Source organism: Candidatus Aramenus sp. CH1, assembly GCA_022678445.1.
Classification (GTDB): domain Archaea; phylum Thermoproteota; class Thermoprotei_A; order Sulfolobales; family Sulfolobaceae; genus Aramenus.
This window is the reverse complement of the sequence record JALBWU010000003.1, coordinates 1-12734: the sequence shown is the minus strand read 5'-3', so window position 1 is coordinate 12734 and position 12734 is coordinate 1. Positions and strand designations below refer to the sequence as shown.

The 12734-nt window shown below is 48.3% G+C and carries 10 protein-coding genes; 3 read left to right on the top strand and 7 right to left on the bottom strand.

Translation table 11 applies throughout. From position 1 onward, the window contains the following. Window positions 1–20 precede the first annotated feature (20 nt). From fdhF to fdhD, 3 genes are read left to right on the top strand one after another with little or no spacing between them, the layout of a single operon-like run. Window positions 21–2930 (top strand): formate dehydrogenase subunit alpha, encoded by a 2910-nt coding sequence (gene fdhF, locus MPF33_02865; protein ID MCI2414186.1) that lies wholly within the window; start codon window positions 21–23, stop codon window positions 2928–2930. Next, complete coding sequence (locus MPF33_02860) at window positions 2894–3238, top strand: DUF1641 domain-containing protein (protein ID MCI2414185.1); 345 nt, start codon at window positions 2894–2896, stop codon at window positions 3236–3238. Before fdhF ends, MPF33_02860 begins: the two co-directional genes overlap by 37 nt. Further along, entirely contained in the window at window positions 3235–3999 is a 765-nt protein-coding gene (gene fdhD, locus MPF33_02855) for a formate dehydrogenase accessory sulfurtransferase FdhD (protein MCI2414184.1), read from the top strand. The genes MPF33_02860 and fdhD overlap by 4 nt, the downstream gene beginning before the upstream one ends. Here fdhD and MPF33_02850 read toward each other — a convergent pair. The 7 genes from MPF33_02850 to MPF33_02820 all read right to left on the bottom strand — a co-directional run. Continuing rightward, on the bottom strand, window positions 3996–4802 hold the full coding sequence (locus MPF33_02850; protein MCI2414183.1) for a hypothetical protein: 807 nt from the start codon (window positions 4800–4802) through the stop codon (window positions 3996–3998). The genes fdhD and MPF33_02850 overlap by 4 nt on opposite strands. A 507-nt stretch (window positions 4803–5309) precedes the next feature. Continuing rightward, window positions 5310–5936 carry an MBL fold metallo-hydrolase gene (locus MPF33_02845; GenBank protein ID MCI2414182.1) on the bottom strand — a complete coding sequence of 209 codons (627 nt, stop codon included), beginning with the start codon at window positions 5934–5936 and terminating at the stop codon, window positions 5310–5312. A 7-nt stretch (window positions 5937–5943) separates the two neighbouring features. After that, entirely contained in the window at window positions 5944–7119 is a 1176-nt protein-coding gene (locus MPF33_02840; GenBank protein MCI2414181.1) for an FAD-dependent oxidoreductase, read from the bottom strand. 726 nt (window positions 7120–7845) lie between these two features. Then, on the bottom strand, window positions 7846–9405 hold the full coding sequence (locus MPF33_02835; GenBank protein ID MCI2414180.1) for an amino acid permease: 1560 nt from the start codon (window positions 9403–9405) through the stop codon (window positions 7846–7848). Between the two features lie 66 nt (window positions 9406–9471). Further along, on the bottom strand, window positions 9472–10794 hold the full coding sequence (locus tag MPF33_02830) for an aspartate aminotransferase family protein (protein ID MCI2414179.1): 1323 nt from the start codon (window positions 10792–10794) through the stop codon (window positions 9472–9474). Window positions 10795–11135: 341 nt separating this feature from the next. Then, window positions 11136–11567 (bottom strand): 2-amino-4-hydroxy-6-hydroxymethyldihydropteridine diphosphokinase, encoded by a 432-nt coding sequence (gene folK / locus MPF33_02825; protein MCI2414178.1) that lies wholly within the window; start codon window positions 11565–11567, stop codon window positions 11136–11138. A gap of 966 nt (window positions 11568–12533) precedes the next feature. Further along, the coding region (locus tag MPF33_02820; GenBank protein ID MCI2414177.1) for a transposase at window positions 12534–12734 on the bottom strand (201 nt) is incomplete at its 5' end.

The window sequence follows — 12734 nt, the reverse complement described above, 5'->3', positions numbered from 1 at the left end:
TAAAGAGTATTAATGATATTGTGTCGGTCAAGCTAAACGGCAAAGAGGTGGAGGTGAGGGAGGGCGAGACAGTCCTCTCCCTCCTCAAGAGGTACGGCATCTACGTCCCACATGTGTGTTACAACGAGGGACTGGTGCCCTTGAACAGCTGCGACACTTGCGTAGTTGAGGTCAACGGGAAGCTGGTGAGGTCCTGCTCCGCCCAGGTCAAGGAGGGCGACGTGGTGGTCACCAACTCCCAGAGGGCTGTGTCCTCTAGGCGGGAGGCCCTCTCTAGGATACTCAAGTACCACAAGCTCTACTGCACCATCTGCGAGAACAACAATGGCGACTGCGCCCTACACGAGGCAGTGCTGAAGGAAGGGATAAGGAGGCAGGACTTTAAGGACAAGGGCTACCCAGTAGACAAGGGTCCATTCTACACCTACGACCCGTCCCAGTGTATCCTGTGCGGGAGGTGCGTGGAGGCCTGCCAGGACTTCGCCGTGAACGAGGTCATATGGATAGACTGGTCGTTAAACCCGCCGAGGGTGGTGTGGGACCACGGCAATCCCATCTCTTCCTCTTCCTGCGTGGGCTGTGGCACCTGCGTCACCGTCTGCCCAGTGAACGCCTTGATGGAGAACTCGATGCTGGGAGAGGCTGGGCTCTTCTCCTGGATCCAGGGCGAGGCTAGGAAGAGGATTGTGGAGGCGTTGGGCAAGGGGGAGGAGGACTTCTCCCTCCTCATGTCCCTCAGCGAGCTGGAGTGGAGAGCTAGGCAGACCCAGATCAAGAAAACCAAGACAGTGTGCGTCTACTGCGGGGTGGGCTGTTCCTTTGAGGTGTGGACAAAAGGGAGGAAAATACTGAAGGTCGAGCCCAACCCGGAGTCCCCCGCAAACGGCGTACTCACCTGCGTCAAGGGCAAGTTCGGCTGGGACTTCGTGAACAGCAATGACAGGATAACTCGCCCCCTCATAAGGGAGGGGGACCACTTCAGGGAGGCCTCCTGGGAGGAGGCTATCTCCTACGTTGCCTCTAGGCTCAAGGAGGTAAAGGAAAAGTACGGCCCAGACGCCATAGGCTTCATAGCTTCAGACAAGATGAGCAATGAGGAGGCATACTTGTTGCAGAAGCTAGCGAGGGCAGTCATAGGGACAAACAACGTTGACAACTCGGCCAGGTACTGCCAGTCCCCAGCTACTGTGGGCCTATGGAGGACTGTGGGCTTTGGCGCTGACTCCGGAACCTTGAAGGACATCGAGAGCGCGGACCTCATCGTAGTGATTGGACACAACACCACGGAGAGCCACCCAGTCGTAGGGAGTAAGGTGAAGAGGGCCCAGAAGGTAAGGGGAGCTAAGGTCGTGGTAATAGACGTGAGGAAGCATGAGCTTGCAGAGAGGGCCGACCTATTCGTGAGCCCCAAGCCTGGAACTGACGCGGCCCTCCTAGCTGGCGTCGCCAAGTACATCTTGGACAAGGGCTGGGAAGACAAGGAGTTCCTGAAGAGGGTGGAGGGACTCGAGGAGTTCAAGGAGTCAGTCAAGGGCTTCACCTTAGACTACGTGGAACAGGTCACTGGCGTTCCCAAGGACGTCGTGGTGAAGTTAGCGGAGATGATACACAACGCCAAGGGAGTGGTAGTGATCTGGGGAATGGGAGTGACGCAACACTTGGGAGGAGCTGATACCTCCACTGCCATCTCCGACCTCCTCCTCATTACCGGCAACTACGGAAGGCAGGGCACTGGTGCCTTCCCAATGAGGGGCCATAACAACGTCCAAGGGGTGAGCGACTTCGGTTGCCTCCCCAACTACCTCCCCGGGTACCAGCCCCTCGACGAGGCGGACAAGTTCGAGGAGGCGTGGGGGGTAAAACTCAGCAGGAGGCCCGGCCTCCAGATACCGCAGATGATAGAGGGCGTCCTGGAGGGCAAGGTACACGCCCTCTACGTGGTAGGGGAGGACACGGTGATGGTGGACTGTGGTACGCCCCTCACAAGGAAGGCGTTGGAGGAGGTGGACTTCCTTGTGGTACAGGACATGTTCATGACCGAGACGGCTAAACTAGCTGACGTGATCTTGCCGGCGTCAGCGAGCCTAGAGAAGGAAGGTACCTTCACCAACACCGAGAGGAGGATACAGAGGTTCTACAAGGCAATGGAGCCCCTTGGGGACTCAAAGCCAGACTGGGAGATAATCCAGATGGTGGCAAACGCCATGGGGGCCAACTGGCACTACAGGGGCCCACACGAGGTGATGGAGGAGGCGTCGAGGCTCTGCCCCATCTTCGCTGGGGTGAGCTACTCTAGGCTCGAGGGCTTCAACAGCCTGCTGTGGCCAGTGGACAGTGAAGGGAGGGACACCCAAGTCCTTTACGTGGACAAGTTCGCCACCCCCTCTGGAAAGGCCAAGCTCTACCCGCTGAGCTGGAGTCCCCCACAGCTTAAGGACGAGGTACACAGGGTTACAGCGAACACTGGGAGGGTACTGGAGCACTTCCACGTCGGCAACATGACAAGGAGGGTTGAGGAACTCAAGAGGAGGATCCCGGAGGCCTTCGTGGAGGTGTCCAGGGAGCTCGCGGAGAGGTACAACATCAAGGACGGCGACCTAATCCTGATAAAGTCCAAGTTCGGCGGAGAGGTGAAGGCAAGGGCATTAGTGAGCGACAGAGTGAGGGGGGACGAGGTCTTTATCCCGCTCTACACCTCCGACTCCTCCAATGGCGTGAACAACTTAACCGGCAACGTCTACGACAAGGACTCTGGAACCCCAGGGTACAAGGACACCCCGGTGGTCATAGAGAAGGTTGAGGAAGGGGACGGGTCCCCTCCACTGCCCAGGGACAACTGGAGGTTCCACGTAAAGGAGAGGAAGAGGCAACTTGGGATAAGGGTGGAGGAGAAGTGGAAGAGGGAAGAGTTCAGGCCACTGGCGGAGTGAGCGAGGAGGCAATGGAGGAGCTTTTCAAGCTGGTGGAGCTCCTCCACAGGACGGGGGTACTGCCCTTCCTAGTGGGCCTACTGGAGAGGTCTGAGGACGTCTTGGTGCATCTCGTGGAGGAGAACTCAGCCCTGCTGAACAACCTCAGCCTACTCTACTCAGCTCTTAACGGGAAGGCCGAGGCAAAGGACGTGTCCCTCACAGAACTGCTGGGGGCGCTTAAGGACCCAGAAGTGAGGAGAGGCCTCTACGTGGTGCTCCAGCTACTGAAGGCAATAGGCTCTGCTAGCGGAGGTGGAAAGGGGTGAATGTGAGGGTAACCAAGGTGCTCAAGGTGAGGGGAGAGGAGGACAGGGAAGAGGAGGACTTGGTGGCAGTGGAGGAACCCCTTGAAGTGAGGGTGTGCTCCAAGGAGTGCGAGCCCTTCGCCGTGGTTATGAGGACCCCTGGGGAGGACGAGGAACTGGCAGTGGGCTTCCTCTACAGCGAGGGGGTGATAGAGAGGGCAGAGGACGTGATAGGGGTCAAGAAGGGCGGAGGCCACGTGGACGTCTACTTGAGGAAGGAGGTCCACGCAAAGGCAAGGCAACTGCTCGTGAGCTCTAGCTGTGGGGTCTGCGGTAGATCGTTGCTCTACGCCGTGGACGTGGTTAAGTCGAACGCCAAGGTGAGGAGGGAAGTGCTCTTCTCCCTCCCGGAGAAGCTCAGGAGGGGACAGGACGCCTTCAACGCGACTGGCGGGATACACGCGTCGGCCCTATTCACCCTCTCAGGAGAGCTGGTCTACTTGAGGGAGGACGTGGGGAGGCACAACGCAGTCGACAAGGTGGTGGGGAGGCTCCTGCTAGACGGGAGGTTGCCGGGGACGTCGTTCGTCCTGCAGGTGAGCGGTAGGGTCGGGTACGAGATAATGGTGAAGGCGGTAAAGGCCGGGATACCAGTGGTGTCTGGGATCTCGGCCCCCACGAGCTACGCCGTGGAGCTGGCCAGAGAGACGGGAGTCTGCCTTGTGGGCTTCCTCAGGGGGAGAGGGTTCAACGTGTACTCCCACCCGGAGAGAGTCGTCTAGGCCTTGAAGGTGTAGGTCAAGAGTTTACAAACCCCAACCCTCCTCGGGTCTCCTTTCGGCTCCCAGCTGATGCCCTTGGGGTCCTTGCCGAGGACTAGAACGGTGTAGACGCCACTGCCAACGGGGAGGTCAAACTCCACGTCGATGTGCCTCCCCATCTCCCACCTCCTGGCAATTACGGTGGGTAGACCAAGGAAGCGGTAGCCCCTAGGGGCAATCCCTGCTACTGGCTCCCCCAGGTCGTAGTAGCCCCTGGAGGTCAGGGAGGGGGACGGGACGTACCTCAAGACAAGCACTTGCTCTGGGGACATGGTCATGACCTCGCCCCTCATCTTGAACACGTTGTCTTCAACCCTAGGCGGAATATCCCACTTCACCCAAGCCGAGAGCATTATGATGTCTAAGAAGAGCCTCCTGCTGTCCCACGCCAAGGAAACGTCTGCGTAGTTGTGGCATGGGTCGAGGAGGGAGTCCCTGTGTCCCCAGCCACTCCCCTCGTCGTTGTAGACCATGTCTTCTAGGAGCTTCTTGGCGTGGTGTAGGGCTGTGACCCCGTCCCTGAAGTAAGGCGAGGAGGTGGAGGAGAAGCCTATGGACTCCTCGGCCCCGTAGTAGATCCCGGCCCTGGTCAAGTAGAAGTTTGGCACCACACCTTCCCTGTCGTAGTGGCTGAATAGGTTCTCCTTCAGCATGTAGTTCGCCCTGAAGTTTGCTACTCCGGTGTTGGCGTAGTTAACTGGGGGCACGCCGTGCTCTCCCCTTAGCTTGTTGAGGTGAGCCAGGAGCTGTCTCACAAGCGACACAGAGTAATAAGTAGCGGGAAGGGTAATAACTGTTGTCAGGGGAGATGTAACACAAGGTACGCAACCATCCAGTTACGATGGCCACTGACGAGAAACGAGGCAACGGCGCTCGCGTCATCCCTTCCACGCTTCAAGCTTCAACGTGGAGTTACCTACGCTTGAGGCAGGATCAACGAGAAGAGACGCCCAAGGCCGCCCCCCTCGCGTGATAAATAAGAAGACAAACCTCGCTTGGCGGGGTAAAGGTTTTAACATGAAAAACAATGTTTTTTATCTGTACACTAGAGTTGCCGGAGTCTGAGGTAGCCGGTAGGAGTGCAAAGGGCAAAAGGGAAGCCAGAAGGAAAAGGCTATGAGCGCGCCTTTGGTCCCCATAAAACCTTGGTGGGAGCTCGTCACTATATACTTTTGTGTATACATCTGAATACAAACGACTTAGGGGACTCCAAGGCAGAGGCGGTGCAAGCCAAGGCACATGCAGGGAGTTACGAGACCCGTCCCAACTCCTTAGAGTTCCTCCAGCCCGAGCTCCCCGTTCATGAAGGGGTTCTCCCTCTTCTCCTCCCCTAGGGTAGTGGGAGGGCCGTGACCGGGGAGCACCACCAGGTCGTCTGGGAGTAACTTGAGCAGTTCCAGGCTCTCCATCAACTTTTTTGCGTCCCCGCCCAGGTCGACCCTCCCCACAGTGCCCTTGAACAACGTGTCCCCAGTGAACAAGTACCTCCCAGAGAGGAGGCACACGCTACCCATGGTGTGGCCAGGGGTGTGGATTACCTTGAGGGAGCCGACCTCCTCCCCTAGGAACCCGTCCACCTCTGGCCTCTCGTAGCCCTCCATGTTGAAGAACCTCGCCGTCTGTTCCCCTTTCTCCACCAACGGCAGGTCCTCCTCCCTTAGCAGGAACTTGGCACCCGGGATCAGGGACTTCAGCCTTTTAACTCCCATCACGTGGTCGAAGTGGCCGTGCGTCGCTACGACGTACTTTAGCTTCAGCCCCCTGCCCTCCAGGAAGTTAGCTACCTCCTCGACCTCCTTCCCCCCAGGGTCTACGACTACCGCCTCTTCCCCCTCCCACACCACGTAACAGTTCGTCAGGAGGGGGCCCAGGACAAAGACCTCCAACTCCACCCTCACACCCAGGCTACTTGGGGAGGGGCTCCCCCCTCTTAACTGCCTCGTTCAGCCTGTCCAGTTCCTTGAAGTCCCAGTTGAAAGCGACGTAGCCTACCGTTACCCCTCCCTTCCCGTAGACCACCACGAACCTGTTCTCCTCCACATTCCCCTTTACCACGCTGTCGTCATAGTCCCTCGTCTCTCCCCCAGACTCTATGTGTAGGTCGAACACGTCTGACCACACAGTTGAGAGGAAGTCGTACCTCTCCTTGTCCCCCTGTAGCGCGTTCCTCACAGCTAGGGCACCGGTGTACCATGCGTTGTTCCAGTGCTCTATCCTCCTCCTCTTCTCCGTCCTATGGTCGAGGACGTTGGCCACGTCGCCCACAGCGTACACGTCCTTCGCGGAAGTCCTCAAGTACTCGTCTGTGGGCACCCCGTTGTCCACGGCTATGTTGCTCCTCTTAGCCACCTCAACGTTGGGCACTATCCCTACAGCGACCAGCACCATGTCAGCCTTCACCCTCTTCCCTCCCTGCGTCACTACCTCCTCGACATTACTCTCCCTGCCGTAGAGCTCCTTCACGGGGTCTCCCGTGATTATGTCGACCCCCTTCCCCTGGAAGTAGGTCCTCAAGTGCTCCGACACCTTCTCGTCCACAAACGTTGTCCATATGTGGGGCAGTGCCTCTATTACGGTGGGCCTCTTCCCTAGGTATACCATGCTCGAGGCTACCTCCATCCCTATGAACCCCCCTCCAATTATCACGGGACTCCTCGCCCCCTTCAAGGCCTCCCTTATTGCGTCTGCGTCCCTCAGCGTCCTCAGGTAGTAGATTCCTTTCAAGTCGGAACCGCTAACGTTCAGCCTCCTGGGCCTCCCGCCAGTGGCGAGGACCGCCTTCTCGAACTCTATTACGTCGCCGTTGGAGAGCACGGCCCCCTTTCCCCTAAGCTCCACTACCTCCGCGTTTAGGATCAAGCTGAAGTCCTTGAGGGACGAGTAGAACTCCGGAGGCTTAAAGAAGGGCTTTTCCACCTGCCCCCTCATGTACTCCTTTGAGAGCGGTGGCCTGTCGTACGGGATGTCCACGTCTGAGGACACCATGGTCACCCTTGCTTTGAGCCCCTTCTCCACCACCTCGTTTAAGGCGGAATACCCCGCCACTCCACTACCTATAACCAACACGTCAGTCTTGGTCATAAACTTAATTTCGTAGATTAAGTATTTAAACGCGAATATAGTCGTTTAACGGAGTTACACTGGCGGGGAGTGTGCGTTCCCTACAACAAGGAGGGACACGAAAGTTCAAAATAGTTTTTTGTGTTAATAATTACCTTGTTGATTAGTTCAACCCCCTTTATTATATATTGTATACTCTGGCACTACCCTAAATGACTTGTAAGGAGTTTGATTAGTAAAGCCATAACTTATTACCACAAGGGGATTCAAGGAACTGTCAATTTCAGTTAATCCTTCAAACTATATCTTATAAGGACTAAATACATCATCTAGTATGAAAGGGTCATCATTACCTACGCTCTATATTACCTTCACATCCTTGAGTTTTTCCATTAACCAAGGGCATCCAACGCTCTAGTTGAGCTTTTGCTAGATCATAAAAAAGCCTCATTGTCTTCTCATTACTCGATTCAATATCATTAACCTCCTCTTTAGATTCTGAAATGTAAATGTAATAACCATTCTCTGATAATTTTCTATATCCTCCTTGGTTACAGATTCATTATTAATGTAATACTCTTCTCCCTTCTTAAAACTATTATCACTCCCTTTCCGGTGAAATTTCCTCCCAATATAAGGTAATCTGCCTTAATAACTTTAGTTGCATTTAAAGCTTTCCTAAATACAATATCATTACCGTGAAAATCAGAGAAAAAAGAATTTTTATATTTCCTGTCATTTTTCCTCTCACTCAGGCGGTATTTCTTTAAATATTAAATCGAAATCTATTCCTTGTCTAGCCCTAACAAGCTTGGCAACATAAAATATGGCAAATAGTACTATTATTGATCCAGCCAAAATTGCATATCCTATTAGGGTGTCAGCACCTATAGCTGAGACTGTTAAGTACTGATAAAATGTATAGATTAGGTATACTATAGCCAGGCCAGCTATTATTCTCATAACATTATTTCCTTTTTCCGTCTTTAATATTGCTATAGACACCATGGCCATAGGGAAAAGCATTAGTATGGCTACTGCCACGCTTGAAAGTAAGAACGCTCCAGCCGAAGTAACCGGTAAGCTAAATACTATTAAACCAATTAGTCCAGCTATCATCGACAGAATAATGGCCTTTATTGGAACGTGTCTCTTCTCGCTGACCTCTCCGACAAAGTCTGGCATTATTCTGTCCATTGCGTAAGATAGTAATAACCTGCTCCCTACAAACGCAGCCGCAGCTAAATACATTAGGAGTTGTACAATGCTCGCTAACGCGAACAATACTCCCAAAACTACATTACCACTTGAAATTCCTTCAATCAAATCTAAATAAGGAGTAGGTATTGGAAGACTTGACTGAACTATACTTAAATACATCATCTTTGTAGTAAATCCATATCCTAATTGGTAATACTCTAAGGCTAAGGCGGAAGTAAAGATGAACCCGGTTATTAGTAACGTGCCTAAAATACTAACTGGCATGCTTCTCTTTGGATTTCTAACTTCTCCTGCAATATAAACTGTGTTTATTATATAAGAAAATCCTACTACGTAAACTGGGTTTAATGACAAGATGTTGTTTAAGCTATAATAAGCTGGTACAGTAACGCTAGACGACGTAACATTACTATATAGGTTAGAGACATTAGCATAGGCTAATGCGAAATTATTTAATCTAGATACAGCTAACGTATGAGGTATAACTGCTTCAACTATTATCATGCCTATAGCAGCTATAAGAGCTAACGGTATGACAACCCACTGTAATGCTCTATAAACCTTATTTCCGAAAATCGAGATTAATGACATTATTATTATTTCGACAGCTCCTATGGCCATTATTAAGTAAGTATTGGAATCAATGGTTGAGCCTAAGGAGATTAATGCGTAGTCATGAGTATAGTAGCCTAAGATTGTTAATAAAGGAATTAAGCCGAAGGTTTGAAGTGTTATCCCGGTTATTCCCATAAATAATGGCACTGTAGCCAAGAAATATCCAGCGTTACCGACAAAGCCTAAGGCGGGATGTAAGTTTCTGCTAACGTAAACGTAATCTGCAGCTACCCTTGGTATTTTAGATCCAATGTAAGAGAACGTTAAACCTACAAACAAAAACCCTATTAGAGGTAATATTAAACCTAATAGTGGACTTCCTCCTACCAGTGGTCCAGTAGATGCAACATAATACGTAGAGAACAGTAGTCCTAATAATGATATATTAAACCAGAGTGCATCTAATAAACCGAATTCTCTAACTAACCCAGAAGATTTTCTTAGGAATGCACCTCTTCTAGTTTCTGGCATGTGTGTATCCGGATTAAATGTGTATATAAATTTTAAAACTAAGAAGTTGAAAACTTTACCAAATCTTTATAAGTCATTCAGGGTTTCTTGTAAAATTTTTAAAGATTCGTCAAGTAAATTCTCAGGAATAGTTAAGGGTGGCATTAATCTTATTACATTATCCCATCTTCCAGCCTTGTATACTAGTAATCCTCTTTTCAGTGATTCCTCTATCACTTTCTTTACCCCTTCACTCCAAGGGGACTTTCCGTCGCTAACTAGCTCTATCCCTACCATAAATCCCAATCCCCTTATATCCCCCACATGGGGATTACTTATTCTCGAAAATAACTCTTTCAAGATCTTATTACCTAATCTTTGAACCCTTGATAGTATATCATTCTTTTCTATAAATTCCAATGAAGCTAATCCTGCAGCTAATCCTAAAGGATTTCCTCTATAAGTTCCTAAATGAAAACCAGTAGGTAATTTATCTAAGTCATGTCTAAATGCTACCATTGATACTGGAATTCCCTCTCCTACAGCTTTCGAAATACATACTACATCAGGCTTTATTCCTTCCCATTGATAAGCCCACATTTTTCCAGTTCTACCCATACCAGTCTGAACTTCATCAACGATCAATAGTATCCCATACTTATCGGCGATCTCTCTTAATCCTTTTAAGAAACCTTTTGGGGGAACTATATAGCCTCCTTCCCCTTGTATCGGTTCTACAAGTATTCCTGCTACGTCGTTTCCTAGATAACCTGGATTCGATAATGCATATTCTATTAAGCTTAATACGTCATTTAGGCAATCTTTGAATGGGCACCTATATGGATAAGGGTAAGGAAATTTTACAACTCTATTATCAAAAAAATCTTGAAACTCTTTATACTTATTTGCCCCCGTAAAACCCAGTGTCCCAGCTGTAATTCCGTGATATGAACCCTCAAAAGAAATTATTGTCTTCTTGCCAGTAACCCATCTAGCTATCTTTACGCCAGCCTCTACCGCATCAGCACCTGTTGTGGTAAAGAGTAATTTAGCTTTAAAATCAAGCGTTGATAATAACTTCCTACTGAAATTTGTTCTTATTTCCGTTGGAACCTCAAGAGTGTGCCAAACTTTGTTTAACTGTTCCTCAACAGCCCTCTTTATGTAAGGGTTATTATGACCTAAATTCACTACAGATATTCCGGTCACCATATCAATGTAAACATTTCCATCTACATCCACTACTGTTGAACCTTGTCCTCTATCTATAGCTATCTTAAAATATTTAGGATAGTTTATTGCTGAAGTCTCATACTCTTCTTGCTGTTTAAGTACTTGTAAAGACTTCGGACCAGGTGGTGAAACATTTATTAAAGGAGCGTTAAGGATGCTATCATCTAGATTTTCCATAATTACTTCTCTTAAGTAAAGATTAAAAAGTGTATTTGAACTTAGCGCGTGCATAAGCTTATCTAACAAAACTAAATTGCTATTTTTTATAACATTAGCTTATGTTAATTTTTCCTTTTCTTAAGTTCATAACTAATTTAGGGACTTTCACTTACTATTTATGATTTTTCCTCAAATTCTTTTATCTTAAACGCTAAAAATTATTTTATTTAAATTTTCTACATACAAACTTCTTTAAACTAGTTCATATCTAAGCAACCACGATATACTTGTATTCTTACCGAATAATATTGTTAACGTTATTTTAGGCTAATATATAATCTAAGTAAAGTTATAAGGAATTAAAAATCCCCTAATATTTCTCTTCTTAGCTCTTCAGTATAATCATATAATGGTGTCATATCGCTGTTTTCATTAAATTTTCTCACTATTTCCTTAATACTCCTATTAATCCCGGGTATTACCAAATCCTCATTTAGTTCGTACAATGGTAAAGCTAAGAAGGGTCTCTTCTCGATTTCAGGATCTGGTATTACCAAATCCTTACTATTTATTACAAGATTACCGTAAACTATTAGGTCTAAATCTATTGTTCTAGGTGCAAATTTATTATTAGGATCTCTTACTCTTCCCAACTCCTCCTCAACATCTCTTAAAATATTGAATTTAATGTTATATGGATCTAACGAAACACTAGTTTCTGCAACACAGTTGTAAAAGTCAAGTTGATTAGTGAATGGAGAAAGTGGCTTAGTTAAATATACTGTTGAGATTTTTAATGCTCCTATCTAATGTTTTCCTCCGGCGATATGTTAGACCCCAAGGCTATATAAGCTTTAGCTAAATTATCTTTCCTTTTCATTTTCACTTCAACTGAAACGTTTTTAGCATAACTTAGTGCTCCCGAGTGTGTAGACAACAATTTTGTTATTTTGATATAAATTTTCTTTATCATGAAAGTATTTTTCGGGAGAGTTCCATATTAAGAGAATGTTAGTGTTTATAATCTCTAGAAAGCATGAAACACAATGACAAGTTGGAAAATATTCCTCCTAAACACAATTTACTCGAAATCTTTTAGTATAAGCTGAAATAAAATTGAATTTTATTGGGACGAATGAAGTTGTTGTCCACACACGAATTAGTTTCCAAAGGACTGATAGGGGAGGTCTTCAAAGAGAAGGAAAGGGAATTAACGGAAATTTGCTATAAAATCTTGTTGCTTTTAGGAGAAGGAGTCTGGACGACCTCTGAAATTTCGGGGATAATTTAACCAAAGGGAGGAGAGGCAAACGATTCCCTTAATGGTGAACAAGCTAGCAAAAATGGGACTAGTTGAGTAAATCCCAATCTCGGAGAGAGGAATATTATAAGATAAAGAGTAAGGATGTATTTTAGTTTGTTTCACGTAAGATGTGAGCGAGATAATCTGACCTACTCCCCGCCCTGCGATGGTTCTGCATAGGTCTAAGGCGTTACTCCCCCTTAAAGGAGATACCCCGTGATGTGAAGAGAAAGGAAAGAGCCAAAGCGTTGACAATCTTCTTCGCTCCTAGTTTCACAATGTTTACCGCACTGTTGACGTCGCTGTGAAGTTAACGACCAAAAGGACAATTACGACCAAAAGGACAGCTATCGACACCCCTTGGAATTTCTGTCAACCTTAACATCATGGAAAGCGCAGAGCCGCGAAGTGTTATGCTCAATCACTAGGTACGTGATTATGCCGTACTCATTCACTATAGCGCCAACTTGCGATAAGACCAAATTTGAAGTGAGCTTGTTACCCTTGTCCTAGGAATGAAGTAAGGATAGCCCAAGTAAACCGTGGAGACGCCAAGAGACCACAAGGACTTAGCCAAGTGAGATGCTAAAGTTCTGTAAATGAAGAAGCCTAGGTGAATCTTCGAGAAAAGCCTTTCCCTTTCCCTCAACACCTC

What these genes read in the sequence shown, in the direction of transcription:
- MPF33_02840 (MCI2414181.1), bottom strand. Translation starts at nt 7,119, where the DNA reads ATGACCAAGACTGACGTGTTGGTTATAGGTAGTGGAGTGGCGGGGTAT.
- MPF33_02835 (MCI2414180.1), bottom strand. Translation starts at nt 9,405, where the DNA reads ATGCCAGAAACTAGAAGAGGTGCATTCCTAAGAAAATCTTCTGGGTTA.
- MPF33_02830 (MCI2414179.1), bottom strand. Translation starts at nt 10,794, where the DNA reads ATGGAAAATCTAGATGATAGCATCCTTAACGCTCCTTTAATAAATGTT.